This window comes from Glutamicibacter endophyticus (genome assembly GCF_048457885.1).
GTDB lineage: Bacteria > Actinomycetota > Actinomycetes > Actinomycetales > Micrococcaceae > Glutamicibacter > Glutamicibacter endophyticus.
The window spans coordinates 490,392-514,118 of sequence record NZ_CP174200.1 but is presented as its reverse complement, the minus strand read 5'-3'; the positions used below and the strand labels follow the sequence as shown (position 1 = coordinate 514,118).

Genomic DNA, 23,727 nt, shown 5'->3' with positions numbered 1-23,727 from the left:
GCCGTGAGGCTACTTGTTGAGAGTCCAGCGCGCGCCCTCGGCCGAATCGAGGACCGTAATACCGACGGCGGCCAACGCGTCACGGATTGCGTCCGAACGGGCCCAGTCTTTTGCGGCGCGCGCCTCGGCCCTTTCGGCTAGCTGCGCCTGTACGAGGGCATCAAGCACATTGGTAAGTTCATCGTCTTGGCTGTGGGTGTCCGCGCCAGCGTCGTCGAGCCCGAGGACCCGGGTCATCGCACTAACTTGAGCATAGGCAGATGCGACCGTGTCAAGATCCCTTGCATCCAGGGCGGTATTCCCTTGGCGCACCGTATCGTGCAGTACCGCCAAGGCCATTGGCACGTTGAGGTCATCGTCCATGGCCTCACCGAAACCTGCAGGTACGTCGGAGGCCGAGGGCAACTCACGCGCCGCAGCGTCCAAGGCAAAACGGGCGTTCGTCAGGAAGGTGTCGATCCGTTCCACAGCGGCGCCCGCCTCGGCCAACGAATCTGGGCGGTAGTCCAGTTGCGATCGATACTGCGCTTGCCCGAGGAAGTAGCGCACTACACGAGGTGCGGCTAGCTCCAGCATTTCGGCAGGCGAGATCGTATTGCCGATCGACTTGCTCATTTTTTCGCCAGCATAGGTCACCATGCCGTTGTGCATCCAGTAGTTGGCAAAGCCATGTCCCGCAGCCGCGGACTGCGCGAGTTCGTTCTCATGGTGCGGGAACCGAAGATCGAGGCCACCACCATGAATATCGAAAGTCGTGCCCAGGTATTTGGTGACCATGGCCGAGCATTCCAAATGCCACCCCGGGCGCCCGCGTCCCCAAGGGCTAGGCCAGGACGCGGTCTGCGGATCTTGCTCCTTATGCCCCTTCCACAGCGCAAAGTCGCGCGGATCGCGCTTCGCCCGCGGGTCGGCATCGGTCGCCGCCTGCATGTCATCGATTTTCTGGCGCGTCAGTTCCCCGTAGCCGGCAAAGGAGCGCACGTCGAAATATACGTCTCCCGAGCCATCGGTGGCCGGATAGGCATGGCCCCGCTCGATCAACCGCTCGATAAGCTCCAGCATTTCCGGGACGTGGCCGGTAGCTCGCGGCTCATAGGTCGGGCGGCGTACGCCAAGAACTTCGTAGGCCTTCGCAAATTCTTGTTCAAAGCGGTAGGCCAGTGCGAACCACGGTTCCTCGCTCGGGTAGTCCTCGGTCGGAACAAAGTCCTCTGCGAAGGAGGCCGCAGACTTTTGCAGGATCTTGTCGTCGATGTCGGTTACGTTGCGAACCGTGGTGACCTTGAAGCCGCGGTACTCGAGCCAGCGCGTCAGGATATCGAAGGCGATTGCACTGCGTACGTGCCCTACGTGCGGCATGCCCTGAACTGTGGCACCACAGTAGTACACCGACGCTTCGCCCTCGCTCAGGGGCTTGAAGTCTCGGATGGTAGCTGTCTTGGTGTCATAAAATCGCAGGCTCACGTCTTTAAGGTTAGCTGAAGATCGCTGCCCTACACCCGCCTAGTTGCGTGGAACTGGATACACCAGGGCTGTGGCGTAGGCCGTGATTCCTGTGCCCTCTCCTTCATAGCCCAGGCCATCGCTCGTCGTGGCACTTACGTCCACCGAGGCGCCGAGCGCGGCGCTCAGTACCTGGTTCGCTTCGAGACGACGCTCGGCAAAGCGTGGCCGGCGACCCACGAACTGCACGCTCACGTTGCCAATCTCGAATCCCGCTTGGCGGACCAGGCGTCCGGCCTCGGATAGCAGGCTCACCCCGCTGGCGCCATCGAATTCGGGCCGATCGACCCCAAAATGCGTGCCGAGGTCGCCGATTCCGGCGGCGGCGAAAAGGGCGTCACAGGCGGCGTGGGCCACGGCATCGCCGTCGGAGTGCCCCGCCAGTCCAATATCGTCGGGGAAGTGCAAGCCAGCTAACCACATTGGGCGGTTCGGGTCGGTGGACACCTGGTGGATGTCGACACCGTTGCCCACCCGCGGGATAAGGGGGTGCTGATCCATGGTGCGCTCCTGAGATAGACCAAGTAACTGTTCGATGCCCCGCAGATCCTCGGGGCGGGTGATTTTCAGGCTTTGTGGCGCGCCGGACACGACGTGCACCGGGTGACCCTGATTTGCCACCACCGAAGCGTCGTCCGTCAGGGCTTCGAGCTCCGGCTCGGACAGCTCCCCCAACGCCGCATGGGCCGCGGAAAGTAGCTGCGAATTGAACCCCTGCGGTGTTTGCACGGCACGGAGGTTCGCGCGAGCCGGAGTCCGGACAATCCGCCGTACCTGGTTGGCACCGAGTTCGGTTTCGCTGATGGTGTCGGTGACGTCGAGCGCGGGGATGACCGCAGCGGCACCCTGTTCCAGTTCGTCAAGCACGCGGTTAAAGACCTCAGGCGGGGTGAAAGCGCGTGCGGCGTCGTGCACGAGTACGTGCGGGAATCGTTCCGGTACCGCCGCAAGACCGGCCCGTACCGAGGCAGCGCGGCTCGTACCTCCGTCAACAAAGCTCACCGAGACGCCACAGGTGTCTAATTCCCGAGCCAAGCGGTTATCCCCTGCGGGGCACACCACCACCACGTGCTCCACGCGCGAAACCTGCGAGATGCGAGCCAGTGCGTGATCCGCCAGCGAGGTGCCGTGAATTTTCACTAGGGCTTTGGGCATACCCGCGCCCAGCCGAGTTCCTTGGCCGGCAGCTACCAATATGACGGCGGCGCTTTTCTGCTCTGTACTCACGCCCTACAGCTTATCGTGGGATTTAACAGCAAAAACCGTGGGCCGCTAAGCGTCCCACGGTCCCAGTTAATGCCGCTGCGTCGTTATGCCGAAGCCAGAACCTCGTCAAGCAAGCCTTCGGCCTTGACCTCATCGAGATCCTTGGCCAGGGCCAATTCGCTGATGAGTACCTGGCGCGCCTTGGAAAGCATCCGCTTTTCTCCGGCAGACAGGCCTCGGTCATTTTCGCGACGCCACAGGTCGCGAACGACCTCAGCGACCTTGATAACATCGCCCGAAGCAAGCTTTTCCAAGTTTGCCTTGTAACGGCGCGACCAGTTGGTCGGCTCTTCGGTGAACTCCGCACGCAGTACATCGAAGACGTGATCTAGGCCTTCCTGGCCCACCACGTCACGAACGCCGACTAGATCGACATTCTCGGCCGGGACCTCAATGGTCAGGTCACCCTGCGCCACCTTGAGCTTGAGATACATTTTCTCTTCGCCCTTGATCTTGCGCATCTTGATTTCCTCAATCATTGCTGCGCCGTGGTGCGGGTAGACAACAGTCTCGCCAACCTCAAAAACCATGTGAATTAACCCCTTTCCCAGTATTAAGTCTACCACGGGCGTTTTTGCCCACGACCTTCATGTGCCCCAAATAACCGCGAAATCACGGGGAACTACCTCTTCCAAATGGGAGAGAAACGTGGTAAGAAAGGAGGGCAAGTGCGGCGGAGCCTGCACCCCTTTCCACTCCCAAATCCTCTACGGCCTGTCGAAAAGTTTGTGGCGCAGGTCGCGAAATCATGTTTTTCGGGCCAGAACAGTTAGGCTAGGTACTAGTCGTGGTCCTCGTGTGCCCCGTGCCCCGCGCTGAGTGCAGCCCGCAGGCCGCCACGAAACCATGCAACTTTCCTAGTCTCACCGAGGAGTTAGTGTCGTGATCACCGCACGCATGACCGCTGGACGCCGGATCGCCGCGTCTATTGCTCTGACTGCTTTGGCTTTCGGCGCCACTGGCTGTGGTGCCATCAACCAGCAGGCAACCACCACCAACTACGCCGCCAGCGATGGCTCGAACATCACCGTTGCCGAGGCGAAGGCCCGCAACATCCTGCTCGTCGTCAACGACGAGAGCAACGAAGCACGCCTCATTGGTTCGGTCGTCAACCGAAGCGATTCCGCGTTGTCCTTGAGCATCGCTCCGGAGGGCTTGGCTCCCATTCGCCTGAACGTTCCGGCCGATACCGCGCTGAAGCTCGAAGACGATGCGAACGAGCAGCTGGTTAGCAACCTGACCAAGTCTCCCGGTGAGCACATCGACGTGACCTTGAGCGTAGGTGGCGAAAGCGTTGAATCCAGCATTCCGGTGGTTGACGGCACCCTTCCCGAGTACCGCGACTTCGTGCCGGGCGGTTCCGATCCGCACGTGCGTGACCACCTGACTCCGTCGCCGAAGAGCGAAGAGGCACACCACTAAACTCAGCGCTCATTTCGCGCAACATCACGACGCCCGTCGCCCCAGTTGGGGTGCGACGGGCGTCGTTTTGCATGTTCAGGAATCGAAAACCCCGCCACCCCTCCGGCAAAGCGAAGCGGTGGCGGGGTCGGCCTCGGCTCAGTCGGCCCTAGGCGACGAACTTGTAGCCCAGTCCGCGCACGGTGACCAGGTGCTCGGGTACCGCCGGATCGGCTTCGATCTTCGAACGTAGCCGCTTGACGTGGACGTCGAGCGTCTTGGTATCACCGACGTAGTCGCTGCCCCATACCCGGTCGATGAGCTGTCCGCGGGTCAACACACGTCCGGCATTGCGCAGGAGCATTTCAAGCAGTTCAAACTCCTTCAGCGGCATGGCGATTTCGGTGTTATGCACCGAGACCACGTGACGCTCGACGTCCATCCGCACCGGACCGGCGGTTACGACGTTGCTGATCAACTCGTCGCTCTCGCCTTGACGGCGGAGTACGGCACGAATGCGCGCCAGCAGTTCCCGCGAGGAGTAGGGCTTGGTGACGTAGTCGTCGGCGCCAAGCTCCAAACCCACGACCTTATCGATCTCCGAGTCTTTCGCGGTCAGCATGATGACCGGCACCTGGCTGGTAGCTCGAATCTGGCGAATGACCTCGGTACCGGGTTGCCCCGGCAACATCAGGTCCAACAGCACAAGATCGGCGCCATGGCGTTCAAATTCGGTGACCGCTACGATGCCATCGTCGGCGATATTCACCTCGAAACCCTCGCGCTCCAGAAGGTATGAGAGCGGGTCAGAGAGCGATTCCTCGTCCTCGACGATCAGAATCCGGGTCATCGGCGTCCTCCTTCACGGTCCGCCGCGGAGGCGGATTCCGTCTTGTCCTTTGTCGTCTGCGAGTCCGCGCGAGACAGCGCGGTCTCTTCCTCATCCACTAGGGGAAGTCTTAGGGTGAAGGTCGAGCCCTGTCCGGGCTGCGACCACAGGGTCACCTCACCGCCGTGGTTGGCCACCACGTGTTTCACGATGCTCAAACCCAGGCCGGTGCCGCCGGTAGAGCGGGAGCGGGCGGCATCCACCCGGTAGAAACGTTCGAAGACGCGTTCTTGCTCCTCAAGGGAAATACCCGGACCCTGGTCGGTCACGGAGATTTGTGCGTACCCATCGCGCTGACGTAATCCGACGCCGACCGCGGTGTTCGGTGGCGAATAGCGGATGGCGTTGTCGATGAGGTTGCGCACCGCGGTCATCAATAGGTCGGCGTCACCGTGGATCGGGGCCTCAAGCGAGCCGCCGACCGAGATGCGGATTGCCTTCTCTTCGGCCAGTAGCTGGTTGCGGTCCACGGCCTCGGCAATCACCGAGTCCATATTCACCTCGTGTCCGTGCACAATGGCGTCGCTGGACTGCAAGCGCGAAAGTTCGATGATGTCCTGCACCAGCGCGGCCAGCCGTCGCGATTCCTTGTCCATGCGGGTGGAAAACCGGCGTACGGCCACCGGATCATCGGCGGCATCGGTAATGGCCTCGGCCAGCAGCGAGATGGCACCGACCGGGGTTTTCAGTTCATGGGACACGTTGGCCACGAAGTCGTTGCGCATGGCCTCGGTGCGGGTAATTTCCGTCCGGTCGTCGGCCAACAACAGGATGTACTCGTCACCCAGCGGTGCGACGCGCACGTGCACAATGAGTTGCCCGGCGCCCAAGGTGGCACGCTGCAGCTCGAACTGCGCTTCGGCGATCACCCCGTCGGCCCTGACCCGGCGCACCAGATCCAGGAGCTGGTCGTGCACCAGGGTATGCCCGCGCACCAACCCGTAGGCGTAAGAGGACGGGTTGGCCCGCACCACGCCGTCGACGTCATCGAGGATCACGAAAGCGCGACCGATCACGGAGAGCACTGCGGCTGCTCCTTCGGGCAACACGGGCTCGTCGACCGCGGGGAGCTTCGCGGCGCGCGACTGGGAGTATCGGTAGGCGGCTACACCCACCACACCCAGCAGGAGGCCGATCAGCCCGGCGATGATGATCGAGAAGACGTCGTTCACCCTTTTAGCGTATCGGTGTTTGCGCCCCGACGATGGACGAAATGACCGCAAAGCGCCCAATTCAACACGCTGTTCACCGAACGTTCACTTTTCCCCTCCCCCTCGTTTACGCTAGGCTGACAAGCTTGAGATCGACCCTCCGCCCTGCCCGAAATCAGGTGGGGACGATCCGTAAACATTCGAAAGGACTGCCGAGTGCGCAAGGTATTTCAGGCCGATCTGCAGCAGATTGGCGAAGAACTGATCGAGATGTCCAATCTCGTAGCAGTCGCCATGGACCGGGCCTGGGAGTCGCTGGCCAACGCCGACGTGGAGATTGCCCAAGAGGTTATCGCCGCCGACGCCAAAATCGATTTCCTGCAGAACCAGCTCGACGAACGAGCTATTGACACCCTAGCCTTGCAGGGCCCCGTGGCCAGCGATCTGCGCATGATCGTCGGCTCCTTGCGGATGTCCGCCTCACTCGAGCGCATGGGCGACCTGGCCCGCCACCTGGCACAGCTAACGCGCCTGCGCTTCCCGAAGCGGGCACTGCCCTCGGAAATCAGCGGCGTCTTCAACGAAATGGCCCAGCTTGATATCCAGATCGCCCAGGCGGTCGGCGAACTGCTGGACACCCGCGATCTGTCCATTGCTTCGCGAATTATCGGCCTGAACCATGAGGTCGATAAGTTGCATGCATCGGTCTTCACCGCCGTGGCCGATCCGTCGTGGAGTGCCGATGCACCGACGACCGTGGATGTCTCGCTCACCAGCCGGTACCTAGAGCGCTTCGGCGACCACGGGGTATCCGTGGCCCGCAAGGTGACCTACTTGGTCACCGGCGAATGGGAGCCGACCAGCCTGTAGGGCTGCACCGAACAAAGCAGAAACCCTGTCGATGCCACTACGCATCGGCGGGGTTTTCTTTGTGCCCGGAAGCTTTCAGTCAGGAAATGATCGTATAGCTCGACTAACCTGTAGTGGTAAGGCACCGACACGTGCGGGTGTGATGTGGCGATTTGTGTGCCACAACCATTCAGGAGAGGACCTATGGGCTCCGACCAGCAACCCGAATCCGAGAAGACTCCGCCAACCAGCGCTCCGGCGGGCAAAGCCCATGAGCCGCCGGTGCCCGTCTCCACGGAGCACGGTGCCATCGGGGCTCGAGCCGGTACGATCCTGCAAGGCTATTTTCGCTTCCTGCTCTCCGGACCCGGCCTACGACTTTTCGCGTTGCATGCCGCATTCGTTGCGCTGGCGACCGCTCTGCTCGCGCTGTGCTATCAGCAATTTTTCGGGCGCGCGATCGATAACCTCGTCAGCGAGCAGCTGTTCGGTTCCGAGACGACTTCCATCGCGAATAGCTTCGAAAGTTTTCTGCTGCTGTGCTCTTTTGTGCTCGGTGGTCGACTCGACGTTGTACTTAGAGCCGAAGTCTTCTTTACCGGACCGTTCTCCTTTGACCTCGGTCTGGGGCTGAGCCAATTCACCTTCTTGGCCCTCGTGGGTGTGGGAGTCTTCGGGCTCTACCGCTGGCATGCCCGCCGACGTCTGGCCGGTATCGCTCCTCGCTGGTTTGCCCTAGCAAACTCCGTGATACTTGCCTTGGTCTTTGCGGCGCTCTCGTTGATTGGCCAGATACGCCTGGGTGATGAGCGAAACCAGGTGATGATCTCCGGAAACTTCGGGACGGTCTTTCTCGCCGTCTTTATCAGCAGTGCCATCGGCACCTTTCTAGCTCTTCCAGCCCGCTCAGCGAGTCGATGGACAGCCCTCACCGCGCTCATTCGAGAAACTACCGTGTTCACCAGTATTGCGTTGTGCCTATTCTCGGTTGCAGCGTTCGTCTTCTTCGTGGTGCTCTCGGTCAAGGGCTCACTTTCGGTCAGTGAAAGTCTCGAGTATCTACTGCTGCTTCTCGCCCTGCTCATCAATGCTGCGGTGATCCTTTGTGGCCTAGGTTTCTTCGGGCAGCTGTCAATTTACGTACCTCCCGAACTAGCCCAGCTCTATCGGCCGCTTGATGTTCAAGCAACGGATGCAGATGCCGCACAGAATATCGACATGTTCGATCTCGGTAGCGGGCTGGGAGCTTGGCTCCTGGTTGCGACCGCGCTATCGGTGGTTATCGCTTCCATTGCCCTGGGGGTGCGCCGAGGACGTACGCAGCAGCGGTTCAATCCGCGGCGCATCTGGCAGCTTCCAGCAGGGGTGCTGATCCTGTGGCTCGTCCTAATCAACGTTTCGGCGCTCAGCGTCTGGGGCGGCGATCCGTCTCCCGCTGGCTCTATTTTGCCGGAGCTGGGTTTCCGGATGAGCTTACTGTGGTTCACGCCGATCTTCCTGACCTTAGCTGCCGCACTTATCTCGGTGCTCGCAGAATTCGCACCGTACTGGTGCTACCGCTTTGCACCCTGGGTGCTGACCCTGTGTGGTGGGCGGAAAGCCACCGCCAGTTGGGCCGCCGGCACACCCACCGTCTGGATGATCCAACCTGCCGCGCGGCCTGCTGGCTTCGCCACCCCCGATCCGGTGACCGGCGAGCACCCTGCCGGCGACCAAACGAAGGACGCTAGCTCAGCGGTCTCGCCCTCGCCGGTGCCTCACGATGTAGTGCCGGACCAGCCCCTCTCGGCGACGACCAAAAAGAAACTCCGGTTCGCCGGTATCGGTCTGTTGGTCGTGATTATCTTGCTAGCGCTGGGCTTCGGGGCGGTCGCCTTCTTGAATTCGCAACGTAAGCCCGAGGCCGAGGTGCAACGCTACCTACAGTTGCTCTCCGAGGGGCACGCCACGCAGGCCGGCGATATGGTCGATCCCGGGGTCGATTACGGCCAGCGTGTGCTACTCAGCGATGAGGTACTTCAGGCCAGTGAAGCTCGCCTCGAGCCGCAATCGGTACGTCTGGTATCCGAAACGGCTCGCGCGGCGAGCGTCGAGGCGGTCTATTCGGTCAACGGCCAGCAAGCAACTCACCGCTTTCAAGTGGCGCGCGGGCCGAAAGAGTACGGCCTACTGACGACGTGGCACATTCAGGATCCGCTGATCGCCGAAGTTCAGCTACGCTCCGGGCAACAAACGGTTAAGGTCTCGGGCACCCAGATTCCGTTGCGGGAAGACAGCGGTGGCCTCCTACATCGTGGGCAGGGCTACGGCGGTACGTTCTACGCGTACCCGGGTTTGTACGAGGTCACAGGCGAGTCAACAAAGTATGAGCAAGCTTCAAATGCTCAGTTGCGCGTGCTGGATCCCACCACCGGAGTGCTCAGGGCCGATGTCAAAACCCAACCGACGGATGCCCTAGAAAAGGTGGTCTTAGATGCCGTCAACCAAGCAGCCGAGGCCTGTGTAGAAGTACCTAGCAACACCGAAGCCTATTGCCCATACCAGTTGCGGCAGTCCGACCTTGAATCCTTCTCCGTAGTGGAGCGTGCGACCGAGGTGATCGATCTCGATAAGGACTCCTTCACCGCCGGACAGGTGACCTTTCGATATAAGAAGAGCGATCTGGGCACTCTCGAGTTTGACCCACATGAAATCAGCGTGACTTTCCGTGGAGAAATTCAGTGGGAAGAAGGCGAGCCCCGAGTTCAGAATATTAGGACCGGCTGGTTCTAGAACCGGCTCATAAAAAGCGGGGGTCTTGACCAAACACACTGTGTTTGGTCAAGACCCCCGCTTTGTGGCGCCACTTGGGCGCCGCAGATCTTCGGTGGCGAAGTGTCAGTGGGTCTTAGCCCTCGCACTCCACACAGTAACCAATTCCGCCGTCTTCGTGCACCAGCTGCGAACGGTGGCGGATCAAGAAGCAAGAACCACAGATAAACTCATCGTCCTTCTGCGGGACGACGGTCACGGTCAGTTCCTCGTTGGACAGGTCCGCACCCGGCAGATCCATGCCGTCGGTGTGGTCGGCCTCGTCCATTTCTCGCACAACGCTCTTGGCGTCCGGTGCATTAGCGGACTTTACCGCGTCTAGTGAAGCCTTACGCGCCTCGGCAACATCCGGGCGGACTTCATCGTAATCAGTTGCCACGAATTGCATTCCTAACGTGAGCCATTGAGCCTATTCGAGATAGGAGATTACAGCATACGAGGGCAGAAAATACAATCCGTTTCCATAATTTCGCTCACAGCGGTTATTTCCCGGCAACTTCCTGTTAAAGTAGCGGCGGCGTGGGCCGGAGAACATGCCGTTCCCAGCCCACGCCGCAAAGAGCTACAGACTACTTGCGCCCCTGGTTGGCCACTGCCTTGATGGCGTCGGCGGCGGCTTCCGGATCGAGGTAAGTGCCTCCCGGGGTGATCGGGGCAAAGTTCTCGTCCAGTTCGTAGACCAGCGGGATGCCGGTAGGAATGTTCAGCGCGGCGATATCGTCATCGCTGATTCCGTCAAGGTGCTTAACCAGCGCACGCAAGGAGTTACCGTGAGCGGTGACCAGGACGGTCTTGCCCTCCGACAGGTCTGCCTTGATGTCCGATTCCCAGTAAGGAAGCATGCGCTCAAGCACGTCCTTCAGGCATTCGGTACGCGGGGCGGAATCTCCCAAGTCGGCGTAGCGCTCCTCACCGATCTGGCTAAACTCCGAGTTGTCGTCCAACGCTGGTGGCGGGGTGTCGTAGCTGCGGCGCCACAGCATGAACTGATCTTCACCAAACTCGGCCAAGGTTTCTGCCTTGTCCTTGCCCTGCAGGGCTCCGTAGTGGCGCTCGTTCAAACGCCAGTCGCGCTTCACCGGGATCCACGAACGGCCTGCGGCCTCGAGTGCAAGATTTGCGGTGGTGATCGCGCGGGTTAGCAGTGAGGTGTGCAAAACCTGCGGCTTGTAGCCGGCCTCTGCCATCAGCTCACCGCCGCGCGTAGCTTCCGCGCGTCCCTTCTCGGTGAGAGAAACGTCGTACCAACCAGTGAATAGGTTCTTTTCGTTCCATTCGCTCTGCCCGTGGCGGAGCAAAATCAAAGTATGGCTCATACAGTCCATCCTAGCGAACTGGGTCCTCAGCCTTCGGGTCGCGTCAAAGTATGTCGCCAGTAAGAGCTAGTAGTACCAGTTTCCGCTCTTGCCGCTGACCGCCGGGCGGACATCGGCGAGGTAGACACAGGCGATACATGCGGCAATGAGCTGGAGGAACAGCGGACCACCGATCATCGACGGTAGTGCCGAAAGCAGCGCGACAAAGGTACTCGCGCCAGTTAAGCCTAGCCACCAGCCCTTCGTGCGTTTGCCTTCCTCGAGGTAGCGTTGCGCACCGTGCCGCAAAGCGTCCAGAAGCGCCCACACTGCCAGTCCAAGGATCACCAACGACAGCCCGTAGTAGAGAAAGTGCTCAATCGTTATCGCCCACTGCATAGTTCTATCCTACGTCCCTACCGCTTGAGCGTGTCCAAGGCACGGGCCAGATCGGCCCACAAGTCAGTGGCGGCTTCGATGCCGACGGAAAGACGAATGAGATTCTCCGGCACCGACTGTGGTTCAGAGGCATGGCGTGCCCGGCGTTCGGCCAACGATTCGACACCACCAAGCGAGGTGGCCGCAGTGATCAGCCCGAATGCGGCAACGACTTGATCTGCGTCGGCGGCGCTGTCCCCTACGGTGAAGGAAATGACCGAGCCAAAGCCCTGCATCTGGGCGGCAGCGCGCTGATGGCCCGGGTCTTCTACGAGTCCCGGGTAGCGGACCTCACCCACGGCTGGGTGCTTCGCTAACTCCTCGGCCAAGAACTGACTGTTGGCCTGCGAGCGCTCCAACCGAACCGAAAGCGTTCGCAGCCCGCGCAGAGCCAAGAACGCATCCATGGGCGAAGCGATTGCCCCGTGCAGGGTGCGGTAACCGTGCAGTTTCGCGTGGAGCTCCTCATTGCTCGTCAGCACCGCACCGAGAATGACGTCCGAATGTCCGGAAAGATATTTGGTCACCGAATGCAGCACTACATCGGCTCCCAGCGTCAACGGGCGCTGAAGCAGTGGGGTGGCGAAGGTGTTGTCAACGACGCTGAGCACACCCTTCCCACGGGCTTCCGAGAGCAAGCGGGGCACATCTGCTACCTCAAGCATTGGGTTCGTCGGCGACTCAATCCACAACACATCTGCTTGCTCAAGTGCCTGCACTACCTGGTCGGTATCGGCGACATCAACCAACTGCACCCGAAGCCGGCCAGCAGCTTCAAGCTCCTGCACTAGCGCTAGTGAGCCGTTGTAGGAGTGACGTGGCATCACCATAAGACCACCGGCAGGCACGAGATTCAGTGCCGCAGCAATCGCCGCCATCCCCGAACCGAACAACAGACCCGGAAGCTCGGCTTCTTCGAGCGTGGCCAGTACCTCTTCGAACGGATCCCACGTGGGATTGGAGAATCGCGCGTACGTGCGCGCCGGGTCGTTACGCTCCGGCGCATAGGCATAGGTCGAAGTAAAAGTCACCGGGTGGTTTACGGCACCATCGTGCCCATGGGCTGGGCGGCCGCCCGCCACGACAAGAGTCTTCGGGTCTAGGCGGTCAGGGCCACCCACGGGTGATGCGGTGCTAGTCATAGCCAAAACCTTACGCCTCGGTAGGCAAAGCGCCGCTGTCGATTTCCAAAGATTTCATGGCGGTACACCGCGGGCACGGTGCCGGTTTCGGGCCAGCTCTTCGCTAGGCTAGAGCATGTGAATAGCGATGCATCAACGCCTGCGCGCGGTCTGTTTATTGTCTTCGAAGGCGGCGATGGAGCCGGCAAATCTACCCAGGTACGTCTGACGCGCCAACTGTTGGAGCGCAACGGCGGTGAAGTGCTCAGTACTCGCGAACCAGGTGGGACCGAGATCAGTGAGAAGCTACGTTCGCTTGTGCTGGAGCACGGGCATGGCACCATCGATGAGCGAACCGAGGCGCTGATGTACGCCGCTGCTCGAGCAGCGCATGTTCAGCAATTCATCGCACCTAACCTGCAGGCCGGCCGGCATGTGCTCTGCGACCGCTTCGTTGACTCCTCATTGGCTTATCAGGGAGTCGGGCGCAACTTGGGCGTGGAGAAAGTGGCCGCGATCAACGAATTCGCCACGGACGGCCTGCGCCCAGATCTGACGATCCTGTTAGATATTTCGGCGGCAGAAGGCCGGCTGCGCCGACTGACGCACACCGGTGGCGTGGATGATTCGGATCGTCTCGAAGCCGAACCCGACGATTTCCATGAACGCATCCGTCACGCCTTCCTCGAGCTGGCCAAGGCAGCCCCGCAACGCTATCTCGTGCTGGACGCCACCGCTTCGGCCGAACAGCTACAGGATCTAATTCGCGAGCGTCTGGAAGAGCTGCTCTAATGCGCCCTGTATTTGCTTCGCTCGCCGGGCAACAGCGCGTCATCGACGCACTTACCCGTGAAGTCGACGCCGGAAACCCGACGCATGCCTGGCTGTTTACCGGCCCTCCTGGTTCGGGACGCAGTACGGCCGCCCGCGCCTTCGCGGCAGCACTCGAATGCACGAGTTCGCCGGCCGGTTGTGGAAGTTGCCAAGGATGCGTCTCAGTACTCGAGGGGCGCCACCCAGATGTCACTTTCGTCAGCACCCAGAAGGTCGCTTACCAGATTGATGACGTTCGCGAACTCATTGGTCGCGCCCAAGAACGGGCCGGCCAAGGGCGGTGGCGCATCATCATCATTGAAGACGCCGACCGAATGACCGAGCGCACCACAAACGTGCTGCTGAAGGCGATTGAGGAACCGCCCGAACGCATGATTTGGTTGTTGTGCGCGCCTTCCCCTGCAGATGTGCTGGTCACTATCCGTTCTCGTTGCCGTTCGGTGGGCCTTGCCATTCCTTCGACCGCCGAAGTCGCGAGCCTGCTAATCGAACGCGACGGTGTCGCCCCGGAGTTGGCGGAGTTTGCTGCACGCGCGGCACAGTCACATATCGGCGTAGCCCGGTTGCTTGCGCGCGATCCTGCCGCCCGCGACCGACGCGAAAAGGCGGTCTTCCTCCCATTACGGATGAGCACCCTCCCCCAAGCGATGAGTGCCGCCGCCGACATTGTTGCACTAGCCAATGAAAACGCCGAGGCCATCACCGGTGAGCAACTTGCGCAACAGACCGCCGCGCTGCGACACACCACGGGCCTGAGCGAAGACGAGCCGATTCCGCCAAATCTGCGTAGTCAATTTAAAGCGCTCGAAGAAACGGCCAAACGCCAGGCACGGCGCGCCACCTTCGATGCGCTGGATCGCACCTTGATCGATTTGACCACGTTCTTTCGTGATGTGCTCAGCATCCAATTGGGCAGCCAGGTGGAGTTGGTCAATGAGCATCGCCGCGAGGACATCGAGCACTATGCTCGAGCCCAGCGAAGTGAAAAGACCCTGTCACAGATCGATGCCATCAATGAGACACGGCGCCGCTTGAGCGCCAACGTCGCCCCCTTGCTCGCTTTAGAGGCTCTCATGACGCGTCTGCTGGCTAACCCGGCACGTCGCTGAAGCAGTCGACGCACCTACCTTAGGAGTACCCTTTCGTGCCTTACACCGTGAGTCGTTCGCTGAGCAAAGCAACGGCCCTTGCCATGGCGGCTACGCTGCTACTGACTTCCTGCACTGCTGTCACGAACGATGAGAGCTCGCCGTCGGCCACGGAACCATCCACGGTCCTCGACGCGAACCTTCCCGCCGAGCTAGCAGACTATTACACGCAGAGCGTGAAGTGGGAGGCCTGCGGTAGCACCTTGGAGTGCGCCACGGTTGAGGTACCACTGAATTACGCGAAACCCGATGGCGAACGCATCGAGCTAACGTTGAACCGGCGCAAGGCGCAGAACGCTAAGGGAAATCTATTAGTTAATCCGGGCGGCCCCGGTGGTTCTGGGCTAACGCTGGTCTCCCAGTCCGCCACGTCAATGTTTACCCCCGAACTACAAAGGTCCTACAACCTGATTGGTTTTGACCCCCGGGGTGTGGGCGAAAGCAGCCCCATTACTTGTCAAAGCGATGCGGAAAAGGATGACTCCCGCCAATCGAACCTCCATGCTTGGGATCCAGCCGACCGTGAGCAAATCGTCGCCGAAGGCAAAAAATATGCTCAAGACTGTGCGCAGCACACCGGCGAATTGCTTGGTCACGTCGACACCATCTCGGCCGCCCGCGACATGGATATTATTCGGGCGCTACTCGGTGACCGGCAGTTAGATTATCTCGGTTTCTCCTATGGAACTTTCCTTGGGGCAACCTATGCCGATCTTTTCCCGCAGCGCGCCGGACGATTGGTTCTCGATGGTGCTATGGATCCTGCACTGTCCGAAGAAGAAGTCACGCTGGGACAGGCCAAGGGTTTTGAAGATTCGATCGATGCTTGGTTGACCGACTGCCTGGAATACGAGGACTGCCCGTTCTCCGGAACCCTTGACGAAGCCAAGACCGAATTGCGGGACTTTTTCTCCCGCCTCGAAGGCACACCCATGACTTCCTCTGACGGACGTCAGGTGCCGGTGGTTGACTTCGTTACTGGCTTTATCGTCCCGCTTTACGACAATAGTTCGTGGCCGTTGTTGCGTACCGCCATGCAACGAGCCATGAACGGTGATGTGGATGGCATCCTGTTCTTCGCGGATCTATCGAACGAACGCACCGAAGAGGGCAAGTACCTTTCAAACTCGATGGATGCGTTCACCGCGATCAATTGCCTTGACCGCCCGATGGATGCATCCGAGGCGGCCATGGAGAAACAAGCACAGCGATTGTCCGAGGCGTCTCCTACCATCGGCAAGTACCTTGCCTACGGTGCCATCGGATGCGATACGTGGTCATATGAACCGACCGGAAAACCTGCGAACCTATCGGCGACGGGCGCGGGCCCGATTTTGGTTGTTGGGACCACCGGCGATCCAGCCACGCCCTATGCGTGGGCACAGTCGCTGGCCAAGCAACTAGATAACGCCCGGTTGCTAACCTTCGAGGGCGAGGGCCATACCGCGTACGGACGAGGTAGTGACTGCATTAATGAGGCTGTCGATAACTACCTGCTCGAGGGTACCCTGCCAGCAGAAGGTACTCGCTGCTAGCTTTCGCGCACACCGTTTCGTGCTCGTTTTGACGTTCATCTGCCACCTCGGATAGATTAACGTGGTGCCCGGTAACGGGCGCAGGCCTCCGTAGCTCAGGGGTAGAGCAGCTCCCTCGTAAAGAGCAGGTCGCCGGTTCAAATCCGGCCGGGGGCTCCGATGTGAAGAAAATCCCCCGGTATCGCACTGCGCGATACCGGGGGATTTTCGCATTTAGTAAACCACCGAAATGGTTACTGGAAGTCAGCGGTGGCGGGATCGGCCGCAATACGACCTTCCGCACCTCGGTCCAGAGCGTCAATCTTTTCCAGATCTTCGGCATCCAATGTGACGCCTAGAGCATTGAAGTTCTCTTCGATACGCTCCGGCGTGACCGACTTCGGGATCACGACATTGCCCTTGGCTAAGTGCCAAGCGATGATGACCTGCGCCGGGCTCGCGTTGTGCTTACGGGCCACAGCGACTACGGCCTCATCCTCCAACACCTCACCACCCTGTCCCAGCGGCGACCACGACTCGTGCAGAATCCCGTGCGCGGCTTCGTATTCACGCAATTCGTTCTGCGGGAAGTAGGGGTGCGTTTCAACTTGGTTGATTACTGGCCGCACCCCGGTTTCGGCGTACAGTTCGTCGAGAGCTTCGATGTTGAAGTTGCAGACACCAATGGACTTGGCTTTTCCAGCTTTCTGCAGCTCGATGAGTGCCTTCCACGTGTCAACGTACTTGCCCCGTTTCGGCTGAAGCCAGTGAATCAGGTAGAGATCCACGTAATCGAGGCCGAGGCGCTCAAGGGAGGCGTCCATCGCGGCAAGTGTTTGCTCGTAGCCTTGATCCGCGTTCCACACCTTGGTGGTCACAAAGATTTCTTCACGCGGCACGCTGCTGGCAGCTACAGCGCGTCCCACACCGGCCTCATTGCCATAGATCATGGCGGTATCGATGTGGCGATAGCCCGTTTCGAGGGCTAGCCCAACCACCTTTTCTGCTTCGTCATCGGCGACCTGCCACACGCCGTAGCCGAGCTGGTCGATGGAGTTTCCATCACGGAACACTTTTTCGGGTACGAAATAAGTCATAAGACATACTCTATTGCCCGAAGGTGACAGATGGGGTGACTTCAGCCACCTTGCGCCCAACGCGTAATGAACCCTAGTCGAATAATTCGCGCAGGAGCCGCTGAGCTTGGCCTACTTCCTCGGTGACGATGCGCGCACGATTATCTACAGCAAAGAGCATGTCCGCCCCTCCTGCTTCGGCCTGAATCCGAAGCATCGCCATAGCTTGAGCGGTGGTTGCCAGGTCATTGGCCGACTTAGTCAGGGCCCGATGTATCCGAGCTGTTCGCTGCGGAATCTGTTCGTCTTCGCTAGGAGTCAGCGCCTGAGCTTCGCGGCATATTTCACGCACGACAGGCAGTAGTTCGGCAAGGTCATTGGCTCGGGCCACGAACTCGTTATGTAGCCGATCATCCTCGATACCCTCAATGACCTGAAAGACGCGATCAAGCGAGCGATTGAACCGGTCATGGGCGCGACGCCACACGCCATTGCCGAGGTCGCGGTTGGCCGCGCGTTCGGCACGGAGCCTAGAGAAAAAGACCATTGCACTCTTTACGGGTCGATGGTGCCTGCCACTTATTACCTTACGGCCTGCGAGTAGCACTTCGCGCCACCGCCGTAAAAGCCGAATTACCGTGCACTCAGCGAGGAGCTCGTACCAAGATTTTCCCGCGATGCTCACCGGAATCGAAATAATCCTGAGCTTCTCGAAGCTCGTCGAATTCAAAGGTCGCACCGACGCTCATATCTAGAGTGCCTGTTTCAAGCAGTGGGCGGATCCGGTCAATGGTGTGTCGGACGATCTCAGACTTTTCCGCCACGCTCCTCGAACGCAAGGTAGTTCCGATAATCCGGGCACGCTTACTCATCAGCTGGCCAATATTCAGCTCGGCCTTGGCCCCGCCTTGTAGCCCAATGATGACTAACTGGCCACCTTCGGCGAGCGCGCTAACGTTCTGTGTTAGATATTTGGCCCCCACGACATCGAGAATGAGGTCAACTCCCCTCCCCTCGGTCAGTCGTTCAATCTCGGTTGAGAAGTCCTCGGCGCGGTAGTTGATGCCATGATCCGCACCTAACGCGTGGCAATGTTGCAGCTTCCCTGCATCGGATGCTGTCGTGTAGACCGTCGCCCCGGCGTCCTTGGCCAGCTGGATGGCCATCGAGCCAATCCCTCCGGCCCCGCCATGAATTAGAACGCTCTGACCGTTTCTCAGGTCGCCCTCGAGAAACAGATTAGACACCACAGTGCACGTCACTTCAGGTACCGCGGCGGCAGCAACCAGATCTATTCCTTCGGGAACCGGAAGTAGTTGGCCCTCGGGCACTGCAATATATTGTGCATACCCGCCTCCGCTAAGCAGCGCCGCCACACGATCGCCGATCTGCCATCGAGTGACGCCCGGACCTACTCCTACGATGGTTCCTGAGGCTTCCAGTCCCGGAATGTCGCTGGCTCCCGGAGGCGGCGGATAGTATCCACGGCGCTGCTGTACATCCGCCCGATTAAGACCAAAGGCGGCGGTACGAACCAGGACCTCTCCGGCGGCTGGTTCGGGAACTTCGCGACGCGTCTGCTCAATAACCTCGGTCCCACCGGCACCGCGATAAATATAGGCGTCCATCTGTTCTCCGGTCATTGCTGATTCTCCTGTGCAGGTATCGATGCCGTATACTCGTTCGGGTTGGATGGTTGTCCGAGCGGCCGAAGGAGCTGGTCTTGAAAACCAGTAGGCGGTAACCCCGTCTCATGGGTTCAAATCCCATACCATCCGCGTTGACTAGGCGGCCTTCTCGAATTTTCGGGGAGGCCGCCTAGCTTTATTTTCAGCTTAGACCCGCCCGCCGATGCGATCCACCCGGTCGAATTCGGTCGGTGTTTCCGGAATTTCAATGCCCGCCAGTCGGGCAATTCCCTTCACAATGTCCTGTGCATCGCGTAGGGTCCGCGCGCCCGGCCGTGCGAGATCGCCAGCCTGACCGGCAATTGCCGTACCCCACTGTGCCGAGGACAATTGCAGACCGAGGACAAAGAGACCGCGGTGCGCCAGGCCTTGGCCGTCGACGAGTCGATAGGGTGTTCCACGAACCTCAAAGCCGGAACCGGGTACCGTTTCTCCATCATCATTGGTCCATGTGTGCACTCGAGCCACAGACTCCCCAAGCAGCTGCCGCATCAGTGGTGTCTTGTTCTGTAGCACCCGGTTGGCTGGCATCATCGCTTCGCAAAGCACCTTGGCGGTGAACTCGTCGGCGTCGACCCACGGGGAGGAGGCGGTGAACAGTCCAGTAATTTCGTCGAAGCCAAACTGTGGGTCCGGACCAATAAATTCGACCAATCCTGCCCGTGAAAGCGCCAAGAGCTGCTCGATACGTTCAAGGGGTGGCCCGGAAGACAGACCTTCGACCAGGGGCTCAAATTTCCCTTGTATTTCGGTAATACGGGACTGCTCGTCTACCAGATTCCGGGCAATGAGTTCCTTGATTATCATGCGCCCAGCATTCATCGTCATGATGGCGCGTGATAGCGGATCTTCGATCCCTGGCTCACTGCGTTGGGCATTGTGCACCAGGTAGTCACGAACCGCCTGTTGGTAGTGCGCGTGGGACTCAAAGCCAACTTGGTCGAAAGGGTGGGCCAACAAGGGAACGTCCAGCCACCCAATGCGTGGGAACCGGTCAATGTATTCATGCAATTGACTCAACCAAACCTGGACACCTTCATGGTGCTCGGCATCAAGGATCTCTCGAACCTTCGCGATGAATGCTTCGCTTCCTTGCGGTAGCTGATCCTCATATACTCGCGCACTTTGGCTGTAGTAGGCCAGCAGGATATCGCGGTGCAAACGTGGCCATATATGCCGTGAAAAGCTCAAGGACGCGTTTGGGTTGCCCGAGGTCCGTGCCTCCACGACCAAATCCATCAGTTCCTCGGCGTCCATGTACTCGAGCTGTATCTGCTCGGGGATAAACGCGTCGGCCACCGGCTTCCCCCAGTACGGGGTGCCGCGGCGTGAGGCCACCATCAGGCGTGGCTCTTCGCCCGAGGGCTCATAGCGAAGTCGGTGTCCGGGCACATCGAGATCGGTCACGAACCGACCACCGCGGCCCAGGCTGAGCTCTGCCATGGCGTCGAAAAAGTTCAGGCCTAGCCCGCGAATCAAAGCCGGCTCTCCAGGCGGAAATTGAGCGTAATCGACGTTCGCTGGAATGTTCGGGGGCAGGTAGGTCAGCCCGTTGCGATCGGCCGCCTCCGCGAGCTGTCGTTGCCACGGATTCACGGCCGAATCTTGGTGGCCTAGGGCCAGCACCACGCAATCCACCGATAACCGTGCCGTGGCAGAAGCCTCCGAGTCTGGATGGCGATATTCCACTTGATAGCCGGTGAGCTCCGGACGAACCGCAAGCACCTCGGACTGAATCTGCGCGACGTTGACTTGCGGATGCGCTGCTAGCTGCGCCACGCTGCGCTGAAAGACATGCTGCAAATATCTGCCATACAACGCTCGGGTGGGGTAACTACCGGGTCCAAGCGAGGAAATTTCCTCGGCCTCCCGTGCGGTAAGAGGTGCCCCGTCGCCTCCGGAAGTCACGAACTGTTCGAAGCTCAGCCCAGGACCATCACCCGTCCGTTCGGGGGCCACTGTAGGGTAGGACATTGGTGTGTTCATCCAGAAGTTTGGCGATTGCCCAGGGTCCCACACCATGCCCGAGCCACCGGGGTAAGGGTCAAAGATGGTCACCTGCAATTGAACCGGCACTCGCGTGCTACGTCGCAGCAGGTCTGCCATCCGCTCCACGATGCTTGTCCCGCGTGGGCCTGCACCCACGACGGCGACGCTGAACTGGGGATCCGAGGTATCTGTTGCGCTGCTCACCATCCAAGATTAATGCCTCGGGCCCTAGACTGTGGCTTATGAGCGAAACATCGGTACAGACCAGCGACCCAACCGAAGAATATGACTGGCTCGACGAGGTTCAATCGGACACTGCCCTAGCTTGGGTGCGCGAGCACACCGAGCGCACGGAGCGCGAACTCTACGACGCGCAGTTCCACACCACAGTCGACCGGATCCGCGAGGTACTGGATTCACCTGATCGCATACCGATGGTGACCAAGCGCGGCGAGCACTACTACAACTTCTGGAAAGACGCCGCGCACCGTTTGGGCCAATGGCGACGGACCACGTGGGAGTCCTACCGCACGGATAATCCCGACTGGGAAATTTTGCTAGATCTCGACGATCTCGCAGTCAAAGAAGGCCAGGACTGGCACTTCGCCGGCGCCCAGCTCCTGCGACCGGCACCGGGAGAGCCTTATCGCCAAGCGCTAGTGCGGCTCAGCCCCGACGGTGGTGACCAAGTCGCAATCCGCGAGTTCGACCTAGAGAACCAAGTCTTTGTGCCCGAAGGATTCCAACTTCCGGTGGCCAAGACCTCCGCAAGTTGGTTAGATGCCGACACCCTATTGGTAGCTAGCGCGACAAATCCGTTGGACACCACGCGTTCAACGTATGCCCGCACCGTCCGCTCGCTCACCCGAGGAGCCGAGCTACGCGACGCTCCGGTGGTCTTCGAGGTGGACGCTGAGCACGTGTTGGCCGGGGTTCAAGTCGATTCCACTCCGGGTTTTGAACGCACGATTTTCACCGACGTGCTCGATTTTTACAACAGCCGCACCTATCTACAGATCGCCGGAAAGAACATCGCGGTGGACGTTCCTACTGACGTCAATGTCTTTCTGCATCGTCAATGGTTCCTGTTTGCCCCACGCACCGATTGGCAACACGCGGGAAATACCTACCCGGCCGGAAGCCTGATTATGACGACGGTGGACAGGTTTTTGGAATCGGGCACTATAGACCGCGTGGTGTTCACGCCGCAGTCGAACTCCTCGTTGCAGGGGATGGACTTCACGGCCAACTACCTATTACTCACGCTACTGACCGATGTGCGTAGCGAAGTTCACGTATTGGATCTGCACTCTAACTCCGAGCCGCAGCGCCTCACGTTGGATGACCCCTTGTGTAGCGTTTCGGTATCCGCTGTGGATGATGAAGATGAAAGTTGCGCCGACGAGATCTGGATGACCTCCACCGGCTTCACCACGCCGACCATATTGTCGCGTGGGCCAGTAGGAGCTCAGCTCACTCCCGTAAAGTCATCCCCGGCTCGTTTTTCGGCGGACGATCTCGAAGTGAGCCAGCACTTCGCGATCTCGGCCGATGGGACCCGAATACCGTATTTCCAAGTCTCGCCCCGCGACCTAGTGTTAGATGGACGAAATCCAGTGCTCATGGACGGATACGGCGGCTTCCAGCACAGTATGACCCCGGGGTATTCTCCGGCCCTTGGGCGGGGCTGGCTTGAACGTCGTACCGCCGACGGGCGTGGTGCCAGCTATGTACTGGCTAATATTCGTGGCGGCGGAGAATACGGACCACGATGGCATCAGGCCGCGCTGCAGGCCAACCGGCACCGTGCCTATGAGGATTTCGCAGCGATCGCGGAGGACCTCGTCAGACGGCAGGTCACCAGTCGCGAACACTTGGCGGCCACCGGACGATCCAATGGTGGGTTGCTGATGGGCAATATGATCACCGGCTACCCGCAGCTTTTTGGTGCTATCTCCTGCGGGGTCCCACTACTGGACATGCGCCGCTACACCCGACTGGCGGCCGGGCACTCCTGGATCGCCGAGTATGGCGATCCCGAAATCCCAGAACAGTGGAAGTACGTACGCACCTTCTCACCGCTTCACCGCATTTTCGACGAGCCACAGCATCCTGATAGCTACCCTGCGAGCCTCATCTGGACCACTACCACCGATGACCGGGTGGGACCTTCACAGGCTCGCAAGCTGGCCGCAGCCATGATGGATCGCGGTATCACCAATGTTCGTTACCACGAGCCGCAGGACGGGGGCCACGCTGGTTCAACTGACAACGAATCCACCGCACGCATGCTGGCCACAAGCTACGAATATCTTTGGCGCCAAATTCGCTAGCGTGCCCCGTTTTGGAACACGGAGGGAAGTTCGGGTAGGCTTATTAACGCTGGAAACAGCGGATGGACACGTGCCAGAGCGGCCGAATGGACTTCACTGCTAATGAAGGGTCGGGGTTAAACTCGACCGGGGGTTCAAATCCCCCCGTGTCCGCCAAAAACCCCTACTCAGGTAGGGGTTTTTTATTTGCATAGTCATGAAATCCCCCCCATCGTGCTCATGCACGGTCGACTCGATGCTCCGCCAAGGTTCCGAGCGGTTGTCATAGTGACCGAACTTGTCTCAGAAGTTGCCGAGAGCTACGCGTAATAACCTCTATTGCGAGCACTTAGATACGGTAAGTCACGGATTCACGTGGGGAAAGCGGGCGGCTCGTATCCCCGCATACTCCAAAAACCCCTACTCAAATAGGGGTTTCCGC

The 23,727-nt window shown here is 59.8% G+C and carries 20 protein-coding genes and 3 tRNA genes; 10 read left to right on the top strand and 13 right to left on the bottom strand.

Annotation, left to right across the window (positions count from 1 at the left end; genetic code table 11):
* Positions 1 to 9: 9 nt before the first annotated feature.
* The 3 genes from cysS to ACJD00_RS02530 all read right to left on the bottom strand — a co-directional run bounded on the left by cysS (position 10) and on the right by ACJD00_RS02530 (position 3,299).
* A complete protein-coding gene (gene cysS, locus ACJD00_RS02540; RefSeq protein WP_418908353.1) occupies positions 10 to 1,464 on the bottom strand; it encodes a cysteine--tRNA ligase in 1,455 nt (484 codons plus the stop codon).
* 39 nt (positions 1,465 to 1,503) lie between these two features.
* Positions 1,504 to 2,730, bottom strand: a complete 1,227-nt coding sequence (gene ispD, locus ACJD00_RS02535; RefSeq protein ID WP_418908352.1) for a 2-C-methyl-D-erythritol 4-phosphate cytidylyltransferase — start codon at positions 2,728 to 2,730, stop codon at positions 1,504 to 1,506.
* Positions 2,731 to 2,813: 83 nt separating this feature from the next.
* Entirely contained in the window at positions 2,814 to 3,299 is a 486-nt protein-coding gene (locus ACJD00_RS02530; RefSeq protein WP_309408876.1) for a CarD family transcriptional regulator, read from the bottom strand.
* A 352-nt stretch (positions 3,300 to 3,651) separates the two neighbouring features.
* Here ACJD00_RS02530 and ACJD00_RS02525 point away from each other — a divergent pair, with 352 nt between their 5' ends.
* A complete protein-coding gene (locus tag ACJD00_RS02525) occupies positions 3,652 to 4,191 on the top strand; it encodes a hypothetical protein (RefSeq protein ID WP_418908351.1) in 540 nt (179 codons plus the stop codon).
* Between the two features lie 148 nt (positions 4,192 to 4,339).
* Here the strand turns inward: ACJD00_RS02525 and ACJD00_RS02520 are convergent, their stop codons facing one another.
* Both ACJD00_RS02520 and ACJD00_RS02515 read right to left on the bottom strand, forming a co-directional pair.
* Entirely contained in the window at positions 4,340 to 5,020 is a 681-nt protein-coding gene (locus ACJD00_RS02520; RefSeq protein ID WP_418908350.1) for a winged helix-turn-helix domain-containing protein, read from the bottom strand.
* Entirely contained in the window at positions 5,017 to 6,231 is a 1,215-nt protein-coding gene (locus ACJD00_RS02515; RefSeq protein ID WP_309408882.1) for a sensor histidine kinase, read from the bottom strand. Before ACJD00_RS02515 ends, ACJD00_RS02520 begins: the two co-directional genes overlap by 4 nt.
* Before the next feature lie 195 nt (positions 6,232 to 6,426).
* Here ACJD00_RS02515 and phoU point away from each other — a divergent pair, with 195 nt between their 5' ends.
* Positions 6,427 to 7,080 (top strand): phosphate signaling complex protein PhoU, encoded by a 654-nt coding sequence (gene phoU / locus ACJD00_RS02510; RefSeq protein ID WP_418908349.1) that lies wholly within the window; start codon positions 6,427 to 6,429, stop codon positions 7,078 to 7,080.
* 183 nt (positions 7,081 to 7,263) lie between these two features.
* Entirely contained in the window at positions 7,264 to 9,831 is a 2,568-nt protein-coding gene (locus ACJD00_RS02505) for a hypothetical protein (protein ID WP_418908348.1), read from the top strand.
* A 115-nt stretch (positions 9,832 to 9,946) separates the two neighbouring features.
* Here the strand turns inward: ACJD00_RS02505 and ACJD00_RS02500 are convergent, their stop codons facing one another.
* The 4 genes from ACJD00_RS02500 to ACJD00_RS02485 form a co-directional block, all read right to left on the bottom strand.
* Positions 9,947 to 10,249 carry a DUF4193 domain-containing protein gene (locus ACJD00_RS02500; RefSeq protein ID WP_309408888.1) on the bottom strand — a complete coding sequence of 101 codons (303 nt, stop codon included), beginning with the start codon at positions 10,247 to 10,249 and terminating at the stop codon, positions 9,947 to 9,949.
* Positions 10,250 to 10,439: 190 nt separating this feature from the next.
* Complete coding sequence (locus ACJD00_RS02495) at positions 10,440 to 11,186, bottom strand: phosphoglyceromutase (RefSeq protein ID WP_309408889.1); 747 nt, start codon at positions 11,184 to 11,186, stop codon at positions 10,440 to 10,442.
* 66 nt (positions 11,187 to 11,252) lie between these two features.
* Positions 11,253 to 11,564 carry a DUF2516 family protein gene (locus ACJD00_RS02490; protein WP_309408892.1) on the bottom strand — a complete coding sequence of 104 codons (312 nt, stop codon included), beginning with the start codon at positions 11,562 to 11,564 and terminating at the stop codon, positions 11,253 to 11,255.
* A gap of 17 nt (positions 11,565 to 11,581) precedes the next feature.
* Positions 11,582 to 12,745: a trans-sulfuration enzyme family protein gene (locus ACJD00_RS02485; RefSeq protein ID WP_418908347.1), complete on the bottom strand. Its 1,164-nt coding sequence runs from the start codon at positions 12,743 to 12,745 to the stop codon at positions 11,582 to 11,584.
* Between the two features lie 117 nt (positions 12,746 to 12,862).
* On the opposite strand from ACJD00_RS02485, the gene tmk reads away from it, so the two are divergent.
* The 4 genes from tmk (at position 12,863) to ACJD00_RS02465 (ending at position 16,397) form a co-directional block, all read left to right on the top strand.
* Positions 12,863 to 13,516 (top strand): dTMP kinase, encoded by a 654-nt coding sequence (gene tmk, locus ACJD00_RS02480; RefSeq protein WP_418908346.1) that lies wholly within the window; start codon positions 12,863 to 12,865, stop codon positions 13,514 to 13,516.
* The gene (locus tag ACJD00_RS02475) at positions 13,516 to 14,667 is read left to right on the top strand and encodes a DNA polymerase III subunit delta' (protein ID WP_418908345.1); all 1,152 of its coding nucleotides are present in this window, start codon (positions 13,516 to 13,518) and stop codon (positions 14,665 to 14,667) included. Before tmk ends, ACJD00_RS02475 begins: the two co-directional genes overlap by 1 nt.
* A 35-nt stretch (positions 14,668 to 14,702) precedes the next feature.
* A complete protein-coding gene (locus ACJD00_RS02470; protein ID WP_418908344.1) occupies positions 14,703 to 16,241 on the top strand; it encodes an alpha/beta hydrolase in 1,539 nt (512 codons plus the stop codon).
* An 84-nt stretch (positions 16,242 to 16,325) separates the two neighbouring features.
* Positions 16,326 to 16,397 (top strand) — tRNA-Thr (locus ACJD00_RS02465).
* 77 nt (positions 16,398 to 16,474) lie between these two features.
* Here the strand turns inward: ACJD00_RS02465 and ACJD00_RS02460 are convergent.
* From ACJD00_RS02460 to ACJD00_RS02450, 3 genes are all read right to left on the bottom strand, one after another.
* Entirely contained in the window at positions 16,475 to 17,317 is an 843-nt protein-coding gene (locus ACJD00_RS02460) for an aldo/keto reductase (RefSeq protein ID WP_418908343.1), read from the bottom strand.
* Positions 17,318 to 17,390: 73 nt separating this feature from the next.
* Positions 17,391 to 17,843 carry a hypothetical protein gene (locus ACJD00_RS02455; protein WP_309408902.1) on the bottom strand — a complete coding sequence of 151 codons (453 nt, stop codon included), beginning with the start codon at positions 17,841 to 17,843 and terminating at the stop codon, positions 17,391 to 17,393.
* Between the two features lie 97 nt (positions 17,844 to 17,940).
* Positions 17,941 to 18,924 carry an NAD(P)H-quinone oxidoreductase gene (locus ACJD00_RS02450; RefSeq protein WP_418909290.1) on the bottom strand — a complete coding sequence of 328 codons (984 nt, stop codon included), beginning with the start codon at positions 18,922 to 18,924 and terminating at the stop codon, positions 17,941 to 17,943.
* A 62-nt stretch (positions 18,925 to 18,986) separates the two neighbouring features.
* Between ACJD00_RS02450 and ACJD00_RS02445 the strand changes: the two genes are divergently transcribed.
* A tRNA-Ser gene (locus tag ACJD00_RS02445) sits at positions 18,987 to 19,074 on the top strand.
* A 57-nt stretch (positions 19,075 to 19,131) separates the two neighbouring features.
* On the opposite strand, the gene ACJD00_RS02440 is transcribed toward ACJD00_RS02445, so the two are convergent.
* Complete coding sequence (locus ACJD00_RS02440) at positions 19,132 to 21,177, bottom strand: FAD/NAD(P)-binding protein (protein WP_418908342.1); 2,046 nt, start codon at positions 21,175 to 21,177, stop codon at positions 19,132 to 19,134.
* 38 nt (positions 21,178 to 21,215) lie between these two features.
* On the opposite strand from ACJD00_RS02440, the gene ACJD00_RS02435 reads away from it, so the two are divergent.
* Both ACJD00_RS02435 and ACJD00_RS02430 read left to right on the top strand, forming a co-directional pair.
* Positions 21,216 to 23,306: a prolyl oligopeptidase family serine peptidase gene (locus tag ACJD00_RS02435; protein WP_418908341.1), complete on the top strand. Its 2,091-nt coding sequence runs from the start codon at positions 21,216 to 21,218 to the stop codon at positions 23,304 to 23,306.
* A gap of 64 nt (positions 23,307 to 23,370) precedes the next feature.
* Positions 23,371 to 23,462 (top strand) — tRNA-Ser (locus ACJD00_RS02430).
* Positions 23,463 to 23,727 lie beyond the last annotated feature (265 nt).

What these genes read in the sequence shown, in the direction of transcription:
- ACJD00_RS02530 (WP_309408876.1), bottom strand. Translation starts at nt 3,299, where the DNA reads ATGGTTTTTGAGGTTGGCGAGACTGTTGTCTACCCGCACCACGGCGCA.
- ACJD00_RS02520 (WP_418908350.1), bottom strand. Translation starts at nt 5,020, where the DNA reads ATGACCCGGATTCTGATCGTCGAGGACGAGGAATCGCTCTCTGACCCG.
- ACJD00_RS02505 (WP_418908348.1), top strand. Translation starts at nt 7,264, where the DNA reads ATGGGCTCCGACCAGCAACCCGAATCCGAGAAGACTCCGCCAACCAGC.
- ACJD00_RS02495 (WP_309408889.1), bottom strand. Translation starts at nt 11,186, where the DNA reads ATGAGCCATACTTTGATTTTGCTCCGCCACGGGCAGAGCGAATGGAAC.
- ACJD00_RS02490 (WP_309408892.1), bottom strand. Translation starts at nt 11,564, where the DNA reads ATGCAGTGGGCGATAACGATTGAGCACTTTCTCTACTACGGGCTGTCG.
- ACJD00_RS02485 (WP_418908347.1), bottom strand. Translation starts at nt 12,745, where the DNA reads ATGACTAGCACCGCATCACCCGTGGGTGGCCCTGACCGCCTAGACCCG.
- ACJD00_RS02475 (WP_418908345.1), top strand. Translation starts at nt 13,516, where the DNA reads ATGCGCCCTGTATTTGCTTCGCTCGCCGGGCAACAGCGCGTCATCGAC.
- ACJD00_RS02460 (WP_418908343.1), bottom strand. Translation starts at nt 17,317, where the DNA reads ATGACTTATTTCGTACCCGAAAAAGTGTTCCGTGATGGAAACTCCATC.
- ACJD00_RS02455 (WP_309408902.1), bottom strand. Translation starts at nt 17,843, where the DNA reads ATGGTCTTTTTCTCTAGGCTCCGTGCCGAACGCGCGGCCAACCGCGAC.
- ACJD00_RS02450 (WP_418909290.1), bottom strand. Translation starts at nt 18,924, where the DNA reads ATGGACGCCTATATTTATCGCGGTGCCGGTGGGACCGAGGTTATTGAG.
- ACJD00_RS02435 (WP_418908341.1), top strand. Translation starts at nt 21,216, where the DNA reads ATGAGCGAAACATCGGTACAGACCAGCGACCCAACCGAAGAATATGAC.